This is a genomic window from Vibrio sp. Vb0667 (assembly GCF_033391095.1).
In genome coordinates this window covers 200,538-218,339 of record NZ_JAWPOL010000003.1, presented here as the reverse complement: position 1 = coordinate 218,339, position 17,802 = coordinate 200,538, and the positions used below count along the sequence as shown (strand labels likewise).

The following is a 17,802-nucleotide window of genomic DNA, read 5'->3' as shown; positions in this document are numbered from 1 at the left end:
CATGAAACGTGTATTGATGTTCGACGCCATCCCAATGCAAGGTGGATCCAAAATCGCGAATGCAGAGCTCCTTAAGCAGTGCGATAAGCTGAACGTGATTGGTTATCTACTCACTACAAATCCAGAGCATTGGGCGTCACTGCTTAGTGATACACCGCGTGTGCAAGTTATAAAAATAAAACCATCACCATTTAACTCGACTCATGGACTGACCTACTGGTTGATGAACGCTTACTACTTTCTCCAACTTCTCTACGCGTGCATGAAGCTGCCAAAAATAGATAGCTTTTTGGGCCTATCTTGCCCAAGTAATGATATGCCTTTGTACTTACTACGATTAATTAGCAAAAAGCCTGTGGTACAGATGGTTCATGGCCCTATTGGACGATCGAGATCTGCTGGCTACTGCTTAGTAAAAGCATCGGCAATTTACTACTTGGCAAACACCCGCGAATCAATGGTAGAAGCATTACAGGCCTACCTCAAAACAGAGAAGCCAGCCACCGAACGCTATTGGTGTGGTTTGAATACATCTACGTTTGTTAATGGATTATCGAAAGATCGCTGGCCAAAACAAGCGAATCCGATTTCAAGCCGCGTTTTCTGGGCAGCTAGCTTACTAAAATGGAAGAACATCGATCTTTTGCTTGATGCTTTAACACTTGATGAGTCGAAAAAGATCAAATCCACCGTGTGTTACATCAAACCTAACGTGGCAGGTGTGGAATATTCAACACCGGACTTCAACACACAAGGTGTTGAATGGCATGAGTGCCCAAACAACTTAGATGAATTGCGTTCACAGTGTGGTGTGTTTGTTTCCACCAGTCTCAACGAACCTTTTGGGTTATCTATTTTGGAGGCGCTCGCTGCAGGTATGTGTGTCGTCATTCCACATGATGATAGTTATTGGGACCGCGTGTTAACTCACGGCCGAAATTGTATTAAATACACGCCTAACAATGTGGCTTCGTTACACAACGCAATTCGCCTTTTGAATGAATCGCCGTGGATGAAAGTAACGATGGGTATCGAAGCACTCAATGTTTCTCAACTATACACAGCCGAACGTTGTTATTTGCCAATCGCCCAGCACCTTGCTGCCGAAATTGCTACCAACAATGATTGCACACTCAAGACACCGCGAGACATCAAAGGATATGACCATGTCTAAAGCAATGACCAACATGACGCTATTTGCTATCGCCTTAGTGATCAATAAAAGCATCAGCCTAATCATGCTGCCTGTATTGCCCCACTTTCTCTCACCAGAACAAATGGGCAAGCTTGAGCTTTTAACAACCTTTGGTGTTGTTACGACCTTGTTTGTCAGTTTCGTTTTGCATGAAGCGCTTTATCGATTCGTCGGCGTTGAAAAGGATAAAAATACACGCACAAGCCTACTAAACCAGCTGTACTCACTTGCTTTACTCATCGCTGGCGTCGTCGCTCTTAGCTTGCTCACTATCATTTTAATCGCCCCCATTCCCGCGCCTTTTACGCGAGTCGAATTTGCTATTGTTATGTTTGCTATCGTTCTAGAAGGCAGTATTGCAATCGGCACTGCCTGGTTAAGAACACAAGACGACAAAGCAAGAACACTGCTTAACGTCATGGTCACTACCACCATTTTTCAGGTCATTTTTATCGTCGCGGCGCTGTCTGTTCATCCCCATGTTATTTCTGTTTTGTGGGGTGGCTTGTTGGCTGCTATTACTCAATTTGTTTGGCTGCACATCGTTAACCGTTACAATGTCACCCTTCCTAAACTGACATTGGCAAAACAATACCTAAACTACTGCCTACCAATGATGATGGCCGGTTTAGTAGCATTTTGTCTCAATGGCGCTGAACGCTGGTTCATTGGTGCCAACACTTCTCTTGCGACGTTAGGGATTTACGCGATAGCGGTAAAATTTGCAGTGGGCATGTGTATTTTAGTGCAGCCATTTGGCATGTGGTGGATGCCACGTCGATTTAACTACTTAGAAGGGCGCAAGAGCACTGAAGCAGTGCGCATCACACACTTAGGTATGATTTACATTACAGGTTTGAGTGTAGTGGTCGGCACATTAGCAATGGTGATGATCACCCACTTACTGCCAGAAACCTATCATGACGCGGTATTATTCAGCTTATTCTTGCTGCCTATCTCCATGTTAAAAGAATGGAGTGAGTTGATTAACATCTCCATTTTGTACAAGCGTCGTACTCGCTGGCTACTGGGTATAAATGTCGTCTCTGCGTGCGTTGCGATTGCTTTGCTGTTTGGCTTATCTTCTCTGGGTATTTATGGTGTGTTCATTGCGCTTTATTACGCACAACTGTGTAAGCTGGGCCTGACTTATGTAGTAGGCCAACAATGTATGACGTTGCCTTTTCACCTCAGTCTGATGGTTTTATTACAGATTATATCCGGTGTGGCACTGTTCCTGCTTCACTCTTCACAATCAATAGGAATCGCCATCGCAATTTGCATTTTGACATGCAGTTTGCTGGCATGGATAGCCACTCGCTACATGAGTAAAGAGACGCTCAATGCTCTCACTCGATACATAGTGAAAAGGCGTGGACAGGTGAAGAGATACTCGTTATGAATGAAACCAAGGTGAGAACAAAACAGTCCATCGCAGCACTGACGATTACAGTCTGTATCGGCCTGCTTTGGATTGTTATGCCTCATCCCATTTTGATTGTTGCGTTGTGTTTCGCACCACTCGCGTTACTGTTTGTTCTCAATCAAACGTTTTGGCTTGTCACACTGTTCGTTATTTTTTCATTCTTTCGTATTCACGAAGCCTTTCCTGTTATCTATAACTTCAAGATCCCATTACTGTTATCACTGGGGGCACTCGCCGCACTCGCCTTTCACCTTCTTATAAGCCGCCAGATTACAGCTTTTTGGCACCCTTCATTAAAGTGGCTGTGTATATTTTGGGGTCTGGTGATCATCGGAATAATATTCGCTTCCAGTCGTGATATCGCAATAACGGTGTTCAAAAATACCTATTGGAAAATCATCATTATGACGTTGGCCATCACCTGGCTTATTACTAAACCTTCACAGCTCGCTCAGATGTCAAAAGCAATTATTTTCGCCGGATTATTGATTGGCTTAGTGGCATTACAAAACGCTGCGAATGGCATTGATTTAGTCGAAGGAACGCGCGTGTCAATAGGACGATCCATAGGTTCAGTACTTGGCGATCCTAACGATTTGGCACTAGTGCTGATGTTTCCCCTTGCCTTTACCGTTAGTCAATTGATGGAGAAGCATTCCCCCAAGCATCTCAGGCTCTTTGCCCTTATCACCTGTTTGGTTTTGTTCTTTGCGATAATTGAGACTCAGAGCCGCGGTGGGTTACTCGGTTCACTGTCTGTATTTGCCTACTTTGCTTTTAAACACATCAAAAGCAAAACATTAGTCTTGGTACTAGGCGCCATCGCAGCGATCGTACTCTACGCATTCGCTGGTATTTCAGGACGAGAATCGGGGGGAGCCGCTGAGGATGGTATAGATGCCTCTGCGATGGGGCGACTTTATGCGTGGGAAGCGGCATTTAAAATGGCGCTGCATCATCCGTTGACTGGCGTAGGTCTAGATAACTTCTACTTTAATTACTATTTCTACAGCCCACACTGGGATGGTATCAACCACGCCGTCCATAGTACTTGGTTTGGCGTGTTAGCAGAAACGGGTTTTGTCGGGCTCGCGGTGTTCATTACTTTAATTGTGTCATTGATCCGCACCTCTTTGCATTCCATCTCATTGCTGACACCAAAATCAGATTACACCCTCTCTGTAGGAGCAAACGCCGTGTTAAGTGGGCTTATCGGTACCATCGTATCAGGTACGTTTCTGACTCAAGGTTTCACTTGGCCAATTTACATTCTAGCGGCATTAACAGTTGTCGTTAGCCGTATTGTTCAAAGTGACTGTCAAAATGAGAAATCCTAGTTTCAAACATAAACAAAACCCATAACTCACTGTTTTAAAATGGCTAATTCCTTGGCACGCATTGTGATTACTCACTTAATTAGTAATCAAATAACCAAGACTCAAGGAGAGCCACATGACGGACATCGTAGTATTTGGAGAAGATTTTGGTGGGTTACCCTCTTCCACTCAGCATATTGTCAAGCAACTAGCAGCGAACCATCGAATCCTTTGGGTGAACTCCATTGGCCTTCGTCAACCTAAGCTGGATTCTAAAGACATACAGCGTGCGTTAAACAAACTCACTCGTGTATTTCATAACGTAGGCTCACACAAGCCAACATTGGACTCTGAAACAAGCCCAAACATTCACATCATCAACTTGCTCACCATTCCTGCCCCTAGTTCTGCATTAGCAAGAAAAGTGGCCGCTAAGATGATGAAACACCAGCTCAATAAACAATTACAAGCTCTTGGTTTTGATAAGCCTGTATTTTGGACGTCGCTCCCGACTGCTGCCGATCTTTGTTCAGAAATGAACCCACGTGGACTGATTTACTATTGTGGCGATGACTTTAGCGCTTTAGCTGGTGTTGACCACGACACGGTGGCCAAGCACGAACGTACTCTTGTTAATGCGGCCAGCGTTATCTTTACGGCAAGCGAAACACTCTCCACCAAATTTCCATCTGGTAAAACCGTCACTTTGCCTCACGGTGTCGACTTTAGTCTGTTTTCTGAGCCAGCACCTAAGGCTGAAGATTTTCCTAATAATGGTCGCAAAGTGCTGGGCTTTTATGGCAGTTTGTCGGAATGGTTAGACTACGACTTAATTGCCCAAGTCGCAGACCAAGCGCCTGACTGGGATCTCGTGTTCATCGGCCCTAACGAGTTCAGTGATAATCCACTTCCACAAAGATGCAACGTATACTACCTGGGCCCGAGAGCGCATCACACTCTGCCACGTTACTCCCAACACTGGGATGCCAGTTGGTTGCCCTTTGTTGATAACGCTCAAATCAAAGCGTGTAATCCGCTTAAACTTCTTGAGTACTTGGCAACAGGAACCCCTGTTATCAGCACACCGTTTCCTGCATTAATGCCCTACAAACATATGCTTCATGTGGTTCAAGATGTCGAAGACGTGCGTGCCAGTCTCGATCACCTCCTACCGCCACCGACAGATTCAAAGTCATTTGTTCAACAGCAAAGCTGGGAAGCAAGAGCCAACCAAGTTGATAAATTAGTGAGGGCGCTATGAACGATTTGAGAGAGAACCTTAGTGTATTACTACATGGCGCTTGGCGACGTCGTTACATGATCGTTATCCCTATGCTTGTCTTGCCGGTGCTGGGCTTCATCGTAAGTAAGCTGGTTCCGACGACTTATGTTGCTCATACCAGCATGCTTATTCAAGAGACAGCGAAAATGAACCCGTTCCTTCAAGACCTTGCCGTCTCAACAATGCTTAAAGACCGATTGAGCGCACTCAGTACTCTGCTAAAAAGCCGACACGTTTTGTATTCTGTCGCAAAAGAACAATCGCTGATCAATGACGAGATGAGTGCAAAAGAGCAAGAGTTCATCATAAAAGATCTTGCGTCGCGCCTGTCTATTCAGCCACTCGGTAAAGACTTCATTCAAATTCAATTGCAAAGTGGTAAATCAGAAGGAATGGAGTCGATGCTGCTCTCTGTCAGAGAGCATTTTGTCGAACAGCTTTTGGCTCCTGAGCGTTCTTCGATTAAAGATTCGAGTCATTTTTTGACTATCCATATCAACAAACGCAGGGAAGAACTAGACAAGGCTGAACAAGCTTTTGCAGAGTATAAAAATACTTACTCAGACGCGACACCCGAAATGCAAGCTCAAAGCCTTACTCGCCTTGCTAGCCTCAAACAAACGCTAGCCGAAAAGGAGGCGGAGCTTGCTGGTGTTTCACGAAGTCTAGGCAGTTTGGATCAACAACTATCCAAAACGAACCCGGTTATCGGTAAACTGGAAGAGCAAATCATCGACATTCGTAGTGAACTTACCCTGCTTCGCGCTAAATACACAGAGGCGCATAGTTTAGTTCAAGGTAAGTTGCGAGAATTAAACCGGTTGGAGCAGGAACGCTCGGTACTCTTGAACTCTAAACAACCAGAACTAAACAGTGCTCAACTATGGGATATCGCGAGCAATACCACAGTAAACAGTCTTGGCGAAGCACAGCCTCTACTTGTCTCCCAACTACATCAATTACAAATGATGCGTGGACGTTTTGAAGCACTTACGGAAGAAACCAACAGCTTGCGAGACATGATCCAAGAATTAGAGCGAAATGCGCACCAATTTGGGAGCACAGCAACAGAAATCAACCGCTTAGCTCGTGACGTCGCAGTGAAGAGAGAAATGTATGATGAACTCGTCGAACGCTATGAGATGGCCCAACTAACGGGTTCTTTGGGAGAGTTTGAAGAGAATAAGCGCGTAAAAATCATTGATGAACCGTTCACGCCAACGATTCCAACTAACTTACCTAGTTTTGTATTTGTCATTTTAGGATTTATTGGTGGCGCTGGTTTAGGCATTGGATTAGCGACGATACTTGAGTTAGCCGATAACTCTATCCGCTCAAAAAGAGCATTAGAAAAACACCTTGGTGTTCCTGTCATCACCACTTTACCTAACGTAGTGTACGGAAACTAACCGCCATAAGAACTCATTTACAAGCACTCGGTCGGCGAGTGCTTTTCTTTTACTACTGCCTTATACAGCCTCATAGCATGTCCACTAATATGAATCTCAAATTGAGAATAAACATAGAACCTCACACGAACTGAAGCTAACTTATTGTTTTTAAATGTTTAATTTCTTGGCACGTTGTCTGCAATTCCTAAATAAACAAAGAACTCAACGAGGGTTTGAAAATGGAAGTCAGACAAAAGCACAATAACACTAAGCACAGCAAAAAAGTGATATTACACGTCGTGCAGCACTTAGCTCCTGGCGGCTTAGAAACGCTCGTACTAGAAATGCTTCGTTTTGCGCAGCCAAACCATTCCGTTTTTGTCGTAAGTTTAGAGGGAAGCAAAGCGCAAGCACTGCAATGCTGGCAAAAACTATTGCCCTACCAAGGCCAACTGCACTTTCTTAATAAAAGACCTGGATTCAGCGGGAAGACCATCGCTACACTGACTTCAATGATAAAAAGAATGCGACCAGACGTGGTCCACACCCATCATATCGGACCACTCTTATATGGTGGTATTGCTGCACGTTTAGCGCACGTACCTGTAGTGATTCATACCGAGCACGACGCATGGCACCTTAATAACAAAAAATCAGCTCAACTACAGTCCCTTTTGCTAACGATGATTCGCCCGCAAGTGGTTGCCGATGCTAACTTCGTCGCCCATCAAATACAGACCAAGTTAAAGTATCGCAAAGTTTGTACTATCCATAACGGGATTGACTGTCAGAAGTTTAAAAGCGGTGACCAAACGGCAACAAGACACTTGTTTGAACTTCCAACCGACAAAATCGTGATTGGCGTTGCCGGGCGTCTAGAAGCAGTTAAAGGCCATAAAGTGCTTATCGAAGCATTCTCTCATCTTACGCCAAACACACACCTAGCCATTGCTGGAGATGGTTCTCAGCGAGCTCAATTGGAAGCACAAGTTAGAACGTTAAAACTTGAAGATCGAGTAACCTTTTTAGGCTTGGTCGACGATATGCCCAGCTTTTACCAAAGCCTAGACTTGTTTTGCTTACCATCACTTCAAGAGGGATTTCCTCTCTCAACCCTCGAGGCTCAAGCATGTGACATTCCTTGCGTCGCGACGGATGTTGGCGGCGTGAAAGAGACGCTCTGTCCGAACAACAGCACACTGGTTGAAGCAAATCGCGTGTTTTCGTTGGCCGAAGCGTTATCACAGCAACTGGAATCATCACACCATTCTCCTCGAACTTTTATTCTCAAACACTTTGATATCAGAGACATGGTGAGTCGCTACTCACGTTTGGCCAAGGAGGCTAGCTATGAATGATTTACTTTGGATTATAGGGTTTGGTTTATCCGCGTTTTTGATTGTCTATCATCACGTTGGGTATCCACTGCTCCTTAAGTGGCTTCCTTTAAAACAGCAAGACGAAACCAAAGCACCATTTGTAGAGCGAGCTTACAAAGCCTCCAAAACAGACAGCCAGCTACCCTCTATTACTGTCATCGTGCCCGCCTACAATGAAGAACAATGGATAGCAGAGAAGATCCGTAACCTTGCGAGCCTAGATTACCCAAGGGATAAGTTAAGAGTAGTGATCGCATGTGATGGCTGCACAGATAACACAGCCGAGATTGCTCAAGCGACAATTCAAGAAGCAATCTGCTCTGATACTCTGTTCATTATTAATGATCACCAAATCAATCGCGGTAAAGTTGCCCTACTCAACGAAGAAATGCGTCATGTTAGCTCGGACATTACCGCACTGAGTGACACGTCGGCATTGATTTCTTGCGATTCTCTGTTGCTAGCTAGTCAGCATTATCAAAATGAGAACGTTGGAGTGGTTAACGCAACATATCAAATAATGAGCACTAATAACCAAGGTGAAGCGGCGTATTGGCAATACCAGTCTCGAGTAAAGCACCAAGAATCCTTGTTAGGTTCAACGATTGGTTCCCACGGTGCGTTTTACACTTTCAGAACTCACTTATTTGAACCACTGGAAGTTAGCACCATTAATGACGACTTTATTCTCCCTATGAGAATCGTTTTGCGAGGCTATAGCGCTATTTACGAGCCAAACATGCTGGCTCTTGAGCTCGAACAAAGCTCAGACGACGCAGATTTCAAACGACGCCTAAGAATTTCAGCGGGTAACATGCAGCAGCTCATGCAATTAAAGAAATTACTGCTACCTCGTTATCGTGGCACTGCCTTTGCATTTCTATCGGGAAAGGTTCTGCGCTTAGCAACACCCTATTTGATGATTGTTTGCTTTATTTGCTCACTACTACTGGCACACAATCCGCTGTTTCAAGTAATGCTGTTCGCACAAGTTGGTATTTACAGCATCGCGCTTATTACTTACTTAATGCCAGCACTTAACACTATTAAACCTTTTAAGCTGATTAGCTACATCGTCATTGGTCATCTCGCCAACTTTATCGGCGGTATGAAGTATTTGCTCGGAATGGAAAATGGACGTTGGAAACGCGTCAACCAATAAGGAAAGCATCATGAAAAACTCACGCTACGATTCAAATGTATGCCACGCAAAAAGAACGTTTGATGTACTGGTTGCAATGCTTATTTTGGTCGTCACTGCACCACTATTCCCATTTATCGCGCTAGCGATCAAAACCACATCGAAAGGCCCTGTGATTTATCGCCAATTGCGAGTAGGACGCTGCACACCAGAAAAAATGGATCTTTTTCAAATCATGAAGTTTCGCACCATGTATATTGATGCAGAGCAACGCTCTGGCGCAGTATGGGCAACTGAAAATGATCCCCGCATCACGCCAGTAGGACGCTTTTTACGCAAAACGCGTTTAGATGAACTACCTCAACTGTTTAATGTGTTGAGAGGTGAAATGTCGATGATTGGGCCGCGCCCAGAACGCCCAGCTTTCTACCAGAAATTAGAAGATGAAATCCCCTATTTTGTAGAGCGCACATATGGCGTGTTACCGGGTATCACAGGCTTAGCTCAGGTTAACCAAGGCTATGATGCATGCATTGAAGATGTAAGACGCAAAGTTGGGTTTGACCACAGTTACGCACTAAGCTTAGGTTCGTTTTACTCTTGGATTTCAATGGACCTTTCAATCATGAGCAAAACATTCGTTGTGATGATTGACGGACGAGGTCAATAACTTCCGGTTCTGGTAACGGTCACTCTTGCCACTGGCGGCGCATCTTTTCTATCGTCGCTGGTGGCACGTCATGAATGCTTTGATACGCTCCGTGACACACTTTAATTTCCACCTCGATGCGCTTCTTCATGCAGTAGTCCATGTAACGCTTCATCTCCCAATGTCGAACAAACGTATTGCTCACAATCACGACTCTCCCTTTGTTCAACCACTTTCTAGTTTGCTGAAAACACCACTCATGCGCTTGAGGTAATTGAACCGGTTCAAAGTGATAATCACCTTCATCATTTTCAAAATACATGTCAGCTTCAAAATGCTTAGCACCAAGCTCTATTGCCAGTTGTTTTGCTAAGGTTGTTTTACCTGAACCCGGAAGTCCACGAATAAGAATGAGTTTAGCCAGTGACATAATGCAGTTTAATGAGGTGGAAATAAGCCTAAACTGTAACGAAATTATTGGAAAAGAAAAGTAGAAATAAAAAATGCCGAGCACATTAGGCTCGGCATTTAAACTCAATCATGGATCGCGTTGTATTTATTTGTAAGCTGGCAGTTCAGTTCTTAACCCTTTCACCAAACTGACACACATCAACAGCAGAACAAAAGTAAACGGTAATCCTGTTGCAACAACGCCTGATTGCAATGCTTGCAGGGCTTCTTTACCACCAACCCAAAGCATTACGGCTGCAATTGCACCTTCAATACACGCCCAGAAAATGCGTTGCGGTACTGGTGCATCAATCTTACCACCGGCGGTAATACTATCGATAACCAGCGAGCCAGAGTCTGACGATGTAATAAAGAATACCAGAATCAGCACGATAGAAAGCATTGAAATCACTGAGCTGTACGGAAGCGCATCGTAAACATGGAACAGAGTCAATGAAATATCAGTTAGGCCATTTGCACCTAGCTCACCAACTTTATTCACCACTTGGTCAAGCGCGATACCACCAAACACAGACATCCAAATCAAAGTAACAACTGTAGGAATAACGATGACTGCGAATAAGAATTCTCGAACCGTACGACCTTTAGACACACGCGCGATAAACATACCAACAAACGGTGACCAAGATACCCACCAAGCCCAGTAGAATACCGTCCAGCCGTGCATCCAAGTTTCATCTTCACGACCGTGAGGGTTACTCAATGGAATAATATTTTCAATGTAAGCCATTGTTGTGTCGCGTAGCGAGCTCCACGCCGTATCAAACGTGATGAAGGTAATGAAAATAAGCAGCGCAAACGCAACCACCATATTGACGTTACTCAGTAGCTTAACACCACCATCAATGCCACGAATCACTGATAACACCGCGATAAAGGTAACGAAGGTGATCACAATCATTTGTGTACCAATGCCGCCTTCTAGACCAAAGACATGGTTAATACCACTGGTCGCCTGCTGAGCACCTAGACCTAGCGACGTTGCAAGACCAAATAGCGTCGACAAAACGGCAAGGATATCAATAACGTGACCTAACCAACCCCATGCACGGTCACCAAAAATTGGATAGAACGCCGCGCGCAATGAAAGTGGTAAACCTTTGTTAAAGGCAAAAAACGCTAATGCTAGTGCAACGAGTGCGTAAATACTCCAACCATGCACACCCCAGTGGAACATAGTGGCACCCATCGCAAGGGATTTTGCTTCTTCGGTGTATGGTACTGCGTTAAGTGGCATTCCCCACCAATCAGTGAAATACGCGGTCGGCTCAGCCACACTCCAGAACAGAAGACCAATACCCATACCCGCGGCGAAAAGCATCGACAACCAAGAAACGGTTGAGTGATCCGGCGTTGCTTCTTTGCCACCTAAGCGGATTTTACCTAGCGGAGAAAAAAGAAGAGCAACGGCGAACAATAAGAAGAAGTTTGTCGACCACATAAAAAACGCATCAAACTGTTCGATAATTCCGTTTTTTAGACCGTTTAATACGTCACGAGCAGTGGTTGGCTCAACAAGAAGAAGTGAAATCAGACAGAAAACAACGAGCCCCGCACTAATGCCAAAAACCGGGTTATGTATATCGAATCCCCACTTTTGAACGTTATCCTGTCCAACCTGATAATCGGTTGTATCAATACTATATTTTTTAAATGCATTATCCATAAATACAAATTTAACGTGAATTTGAAACGCCCCTCAGGTGAGAAGAACTCCAATACCGCCCTCCATTAATTTGAACTCTAAAGTTTTAAAGCGGGACAAATTTTAGCAGCAATCACATATTTTTGCAAAAAGTCGTGATTTATTGCATTTTAAGCTCAATTCGAGACAGATGAAGGGGAAATAATATCAACACAAAATTATGAGGTCTAACGATTGATTTTGTCGTAGGTTGTAGACTAGAAAAGACACAAGAAAGACTTAAGTTCATAGCCAGTCACAGCGCAAATAGAGAAGACCTGCGCTGATTTGGTTTCACAATTAACGACGAAACCAAATCAGCAAACCTTTCATCCAGCGAGCGTTATAAGAAATGGAAGGTGATGTTCCCTGTTACGCTGCTAACGGTATCGCTATCGCCTTCAATATCCACGCCAAACGCTTGATAACTCGCGCCCACAGACACATTGTCAAGCAAGAAGTATTCGGCACCAACACCATACATGTAAGAGACGCCATCATCTTTGTCTAAGTTTCTCAGTCCGCCGTCATAATCAACGTTGAATGCATTGATGCCGCCTTTTGCGTAAACGTGTAACGGGCCGAAGTCGATACTAGGTTTCGCCGCTAAATAGAATGAATCAAAATCAGCACTACCCCTGCTGCCACTCAAAGATAAATCCACTTTGCCGTGGTTAAAGTAGCCTGCTTCAATGCCAATGAATGGCAAAATACCAGTACCGACATGAATACCATAAGTTGTATCATTTTCGCTGTCGATATCGGACTGACCAATTTGACCACCAGCGTAAATCCAAGAGTCAGCCATTGCTGACGTTGAGCACAACGTTAGAGCGAATAACGAGAGTGTTTTTTTCATACTATCCCTTCCTGATCGATTCCTAAGCGAAACATTACGCAAATATGCGCATTTAATCGCCACTATATATTGGAAAGCATAGGCATTTTAAGACTCTAAAAGTGAATAATTTATGTTCAACTTTTGTTTTGTGACTTCCAGACAAAAAAACACCGACATAAAGCCGGTGTGTTTCATATGGTGTTAGAAAGCTTGACGCTTATAGGAAATGTAGTGTTGCGTTAACAGAGAACGTGCTGATATCGTCTTTACCAGCAGTGTAGTTCATGTAGCTAGCACCAACAGACATTGGGCCAAAAATGAAGTACTCAGCACCCACACCGTACATTAGGTCCAAATCGTCATCGTCTTTGCCGCCTTTCACTTTTTTGTCCCACTGATGGAAACCACCTTTTGCGTACACGTGTAGCGGACCGAAGTCGATGCTTGGCTTAAGTGCTGCGTAGTAAGAAGTTAGCTTAGTGTCTTGACCATTTACGTTGAACTCACCGTGTTGTGTTACACCAGCTTCAACACCAATGATAGGTAGAATGCCTGTACCAACGTGAACAGAGTATGATGTGTCCGTTTCACCTTTGTAGTCAGACTGACCTACTGTTGCACCACCGTAAATCCAAGAATCCGCCATTGCCGCAGAAGATGCGCCAAGTAGCGCCACTGCTAATAGAGTTTTTTTCATCATCTACCTTTACTCTTTATTATTCCCACGTCTGCATAACTCAGTCGTTGGTACTACAAATAAAGGGAGGCGAACTATTGCCTCCCGGAACTAAAAAATAATGCTTATTGAGTTACTAGCAATTAGTGTACCAGCAACTTCTTAAGCGATAATTACAAATCTGACACTATTTTACTGGTTGATTAGCAAGCATCAATCGCGTTTTTGACTCGTTTATCAGAAACAGGATAAGGAGTGCCTAATTGTTGAGCAAAGTAACTCACGCGAAGTTCTTCAATCATCCAACGCACTTCTTTTACATTTTCAGGAATGGCCACACCTTTCGGGATCTTGTTCAGCAACTCTTTATAGTCTTGAGTCACAGATTCAATCTTCAGCATATGTAAACGATCTTTGTTTGGATCGATTGGCAACTTCTCCATACGGCGCTCTATCGCGCGCATGTAGCGAAGAATATCCGGCAAGCGCTTCCAGCCACATTCCGTTGCAAAGCCTTTGAAGATCAAGCCTTCAATTTGTGCTTTGATATCGGACAGAGCAAACGCCATTGTGAAGTCGATCTTGCCTTTTAGCTTCTTATTGATGCTAAACGCCGTGGTCAGAATAGTCTCAACCTGTTGAGCGATCTCTACAACGGTGTCACCCAATTCAGCACGAACGTGTTCTTTCAACGCTTCGAACTTCTCTGGCTCCCAAACTAAACCACCCTGCTCTTCAATAAGCTTATCGACACCGCAGGCAATGCAGTCATCTATCAGATCAAGCACCTTGCCGTAAGGGTTAAAATACAACCCCAACTTCGATTTGTTCGGTAAGTTAGCGTGCAAATATTTAATTGGAGACGGTACATTCAACAAAATCAAACGACGCTGGCCAGCGCGCATTGCGGTGATCTGCTCAAATTCGGTTTCGTAGAGTTTGATTTCAACGCTGTCTTTGCTATCAACAAGCGCCGGATACGCTTTTACATCGTAGCCGCCACGTTTTTGTTGATACACTTTCGGCAATTCGCCAAAACTCCACGTATGCAGACCTTGCTGTTCGATATCGTCATCCGCAACTTTGGAAAGCGTTTCTTGAACTTTGTCTTTCAAACTTTCTTTAAGTTCATGAAGGTCTTTATGTTCCTTCAGTTTACGATTTCGATGATCAACCGCGCGGAACGTGACTTTCAAGTGCTCAGGTACTTGTTCCAAGTTCCAGTCTTCACGCAGTACCTCTACGCCCGTCATGCGTCGCAACTCTTTCTCTAATGAATCTAGCAGCGGCGCTTCCATTGGCGTGACACGTGCTAAGAATGCATCGGCATAGTTTGGCGCAGGCACAAAGTTCTTACGAATTGTCTTTGGCAACGATTTAATCAAGCTAACCACAAGCTCATGGCGTAAACCTGGGATCTGCCAATCAAAACCCGCTGGTTCAACTTGGTTTAAAATCGGCAACGGCAAATGCACTGTGACACCGTCACTATCATCGCCTGGTTCAAATTGGTAACTCAATTTGAGCTTCAAACCATTTTGATGCCAGAAGTTCGGGTAATCCAAATCGGTCACATGGCTAGCATCACCCTTGAACAGCATCTCTTTTTCAAAGTTCAGCAGTTCCGGATTTTCTTTAGATGCCTTTTTCCACCACGTATCGAAGTGTTTGCCAGAAACGACTTCAGTACCAACACGTTGGTCATAGAAATCAAACAGCTCATCATCATCCACCAAGATGTCACGACGACGAGATTTATGCTCAAGCTCTTCCACTTCTTGCAGAAGCTTACGGTTTTGCTTAAAGAACGCGTGTTTGGTTTCCCATTCCCCCTCAACCAATGCACTACGAATGAAGATTTCGCGACTTACGGTCGAATCGATACTGCCGTAGTTGACCAAGCGTTTCGGTACGATTGGTACGCCGTAAAGCATCACTTTTTCGTGCGCCATCACCGCAGCGCGTTTCTTCGACCAATGTGGTTCGCTGTAACTACGTTTAATAAGGTGTTTAGCTAACGGTTCAATCCATTCTGGCTGAATCTTTGCGATGATACGACCCCAAAGTTTTGAGGTTTCCACCAACTCAGCAGACATGATCCACTTAGGCTGTTTCTTGAATAGACCTGATGCAGGGAAGATATGGAAACGAGCATTACGCGCGCCTTGATATTCATTCTTTTCTTGGTCTTTCATGCCGATGTGCGACAGCAAACCAACCAAAATGGCACTGTGTACGCCATGGTAAGAAGCGGGCTCATCGTTAAGCTTGAACTCCATCTCACGCATCGACTGATGAATTTGGAAGTACACGTCTTGCCACTCGCGAACGCGCAAGTAGTTCAAATAGTCTTGCTTACACTGTTTGCGGAACTGATTGCTAGACAAGGCTTTTTGCTGCTTTTGGATGTATTCCCACAAATTCACAAATGTCAGGAAGTCCGACTCTTCATGGAAGAAGCGACGATGTTTATCGTCTGACGATTGTTGTTTGTCGGAAGGACGCTCGCGTGGATCTTGAATCGACAAGGCCGCTGCAATGATCATCACTTCTTTAAGCGCACCATATTTTGGTGCTTCCAATACCATACGCGCCAAGCGCGGATCGATTGGCAAACGCGCTAATTGGCGACCAATGGAAGTCAGGCGTTTTTTCGGGTCTTTTACCTCAGAGTTAATCGCACCAAGCTCTTCCAGCAAACGTACGCCGTCTTGGATGTTACGTTTATCCGGTGCTTCCACAAATGGAAACGCTTGAATATCACCCAAACCAAGTGCCGTCATTTGCAAGATAACCGACGCTAGGTTGGTACGCAGGATTTCAGGATCAGTAAACTCTGGGCGCGACTCAAAATCTTCCTCTGAGTACAGACGAATACAGATACCCTCTTCCACACGACCACAACGACCTTTACGCTGGTTCGCACTCGCCTGAGAAACTGGCTCGATTGGAAGACGCTGAACCTTAGTACGGTAACTGTATCGACTGATACGCGCCGTACCCGGGTCGATAACGTATTTAATGCCCGGAACAGTTAGCGAGGTTTCTGCCACGTTGGTTGCCAGTACAATTCGGCGACCAGTGTGAGGTTGGAAAATCTTATTCTGCTCACCTGCCGACAAACGCGCGTAAAGCGGCACAATTTCCGTGCTCTTCAGATTACGTTTGGACAATGCATCTGCGGTATCACGGATTTCACGTTCACCGTTCATGAAAATCAGGATGTCACCTAAACCTTCATCGCACAGTTCATCTACCGCTTCGAAGATGCCTTCAAGCTGGTCACGATCATTGTCGTCATCACCGCTTAGTGGGCGGTAACGTGTTTCTACTGGGTAAGTACGACCCGATACTTCAATGATTGGTGCATTGTTGAAGTGTTTTGAGAAGCGTTCTGGGTCGATGGTTGCCGACGTGATGATCACTTTCAAATCAGGACGACGTGGCAGCAACTCTTTCAAGTAACCCAAGATGAAATCGATGTTGAGGCTGCGCTCGTGCGCTTCATCGATAATGATGGTGTCGTATTGATTCAAGAAACGGTCATGCTGAATTTCAGCTAGCAAGATACCGTCCGTCATCAATTTGATTTGGGTATTTTCAGAGATCTGATCGTTGAATCGAACCTTGTAACCAACAAACTCACCAAGCTTGGTTTCCATCTCTTCGGCAATACGGTTAGCAACCGAACGCGCTGCAAGACGACGAGGCTGAGTATGACCAATCAGACCAAATTTACCGCGACCAAGCTCAGCACAGATTTTGGGTAGCTGAGTGGTTTTACCTGAACCGGTTTCACCCGCGACGATAACCACTTGGTTTTCTTCGATCGCTTTCGCAATATCGTCGCGTTTTTGGCTGACTGGAAGAATTTCAGGGTATTCAATCGTTGGTTTGTAGCTACTACGTTGCTCCACAACCATCATGGATTGGGCGATGTCTAATGCGATTTCGTCGAACACAGCATTACGCGCTGCGTCCTTCTTAATTTTGCTTGCACCAGAAATACGTTTACTCAAGCGGAAACGGTCGCGCATCATGCACTGATTCAGCGCTTTACGCAGAGATGCAGCACTATTCACTTGAGCCTGAGGTGTTTGAGCTTGTTTCGCTGTCGCTTTTTGCGCACCATTTGACGGTGTCGCTTGCTCTTCAGCTAGATTCTTTTTTGGGGGCTGTGACGAAGTCAAAGCGTTTCCTATTCTTTTCATTACAAAAACTGCGCGGATTGTATCACACAAGATCTGTAACAAGATAACCGAAAGCTCATTCAATTTTTTCGAACATGTTCAGCGAATCGCTAGGCTTTTGAACTCACTTACGTTGCTTATAATAGCTCCCATAGTCGAAA

Annotated in this window: 13 protein-coding genes; 8 read left to right on the top strand and 5 right to left on the bottom strand. The window is 44.7% G+C overall.

Translation table 11 applies throughout. From position 1 onward, the window contains the following. The first annotated feature begins 1 nt into the window (after position 1). From R8269_RS06185 to R8269_RS06150, 8 genes are all read left to right on the top strand, one after another. Positions 2–1,174: a glycosyltransferase gene (locus R8269_RS06185; RefSeq protein ID WP_005377641.1), complete on the top strand. Its 1,173-nt coding sequence runs from the start codon at positions 2–4 to the stop codon at positions 1,172–1,174. Further along, a complete protein-coding gene (locus R8269_RS06180; RefSeq protein WP_005377643.1) occupies positions 1,167–2,597 on the top strand; it encodes a lipopolysaccharide biosynthesis protein in 1,431 nt (476 codons plus the stop codon). The genes R8269_RS06185 and R8269_RS06180 overlap by 8 nt, the downstream gene beginning before the upstream one ends. Further along, complete coding sequence (locus tag R8269_RS06175; protein WP_005377645.1) at positions 2,594–3,958, top strand: O-antigen ligase family protein; 1,365 nt, start codon at positions 2,594–2,596, stop codon at positions 3,956–3,958. Before R8269_RS06180 ends, R8269_RS06175 begins: the two co-directional genes overlap by 4 nt. Before the next feature lie 115 nt (positions 3,959–4,073). Next, positions 4,074–5,198 (top strand): glycosyltransferase, encoded by a 1,125-nt coding sequence (locus R8269_RS06170; protein ID WP_005377646.1) that lies wholly within the window; start codon positions 4,074–4,076, stop codon positions 5,196–5,198. Beyond that, positions 5,195–6,628, top strand: a complete 1,434-nt coding sequence (locus tag R8269_RS06165; protein ID WP_318222482.1) for a chain-length determining protein — start codon at positions 5,195–5,197, stop codon at positions 6,626–6,628. Before R8269_RS06170 ends, R8269_RS06165 begins: the two co-directional genes overlap by 4 nt. Before the next feature lie 221 nt (positions 6,629–6,849). After that, positions 6,850–7,968 (top strand): glycosyltransferase, encoded by a 1,119-nt coding sequence (locus tag R8269_RS06160; RefSeq protein WP_005377651.1) that lies wholly within the window; start codon positions 6,850–6,852, stop codon positions 7,966–7,968. Continuing rightward, entirely contained in the window at positions 7,961–9,151 is a 1,191-nt protein-coding gene (locus tag R8269_RS06155) for a glycosyltransferase family 2 protein (protein ID WP_005377652.1), read from the top strand. Before R8269_RS06160 ends, R8269_RS06155 begins: the two co-directional genes overlap by 8 nt. A gap of 10 nt (positions 9,152–9,161) precedes the next feature. Further along, complete coding sequence (locus R8269_RS06150) at positions 9,162–9,800, top strand: sugar transferase (protein ID WP_005377654.1); 639 nt, start codon at positions 9,162–9,164, stop codon at positions 9,798–9,800. A 19-nt stretch (positions 9,801–9,819) separates the two neighbouring features. Here the strand turns inward: R8269_RS06150 and R8269_RS06145 are convergent, their stop codons facing one another. The 5 genes from R8269_RS06145 to hrpA form a co-directional block, all read right to left on the bottom strand. After that, complete coding sequence (locus R8269_RS06145) at positions 9,820–10,209, bottom strand: ATP-binding protein (RefSeq protein ID WP_005377656.1); 390 nt, start codon at positions 10,207–10,209, stop codon at positions 9,820–9,822. A gap of 126 nt (positions 10,210–10,335) precedes the next feature. Next, positions 10,336–11,916: a BCCT family transporter gene (locus R8269_RS06140; RefSeq protein WP_005377659.1), complete on the bottom strand. Its 1,581-nt coding sequence runs from the start codon at positions 11,914–11,916 to the stop codon at positions 10,336–10,338. Positions 11,917–12,277: 361 nt separating this feature from the next. Further along, positions 12,278–12,793 carry an outer membrane beta-barrel protein gene (locus tag R8269_RS06135; protein ID WP_005377661.1) on the bottom strand — a complete coding sequence of 172 codons (516 nt, stop codon included), beginning with the start codon at positions 12,791–12,793 and terminating at the stop codon, positions 12,278–12,280. Positions 12,794–12,992: 199 nt separating this feature from the next. After that, positions 12,993–13,472: an outer membrane beta-barrel protein gene (locus R8269_RS06130; RefSeq protein WP_021033871.1), complete on the bottom strand. Its 480-nt coding sequence runs from the start codon at positions 13,470–13,472 to the stop codon at positions 12,993–12,995. A gap of 182 nt (positions 13,473–13,654) precedes the next feature. Then, positions 13,655–17,641, bottom strand: a complete 3,987-nt coding sequence (gene hrpA / locus R8269_RS06125) for an ATP-dependent RNA helicase HrpA (RefSeq protein ID WP_005377665.1) — start codon at positions 17,639–17,641, stop codon at positions 13,655–13,657. Between the last annotated feature and the right edge of the window lie 161 nt (positions 17,642–17,802).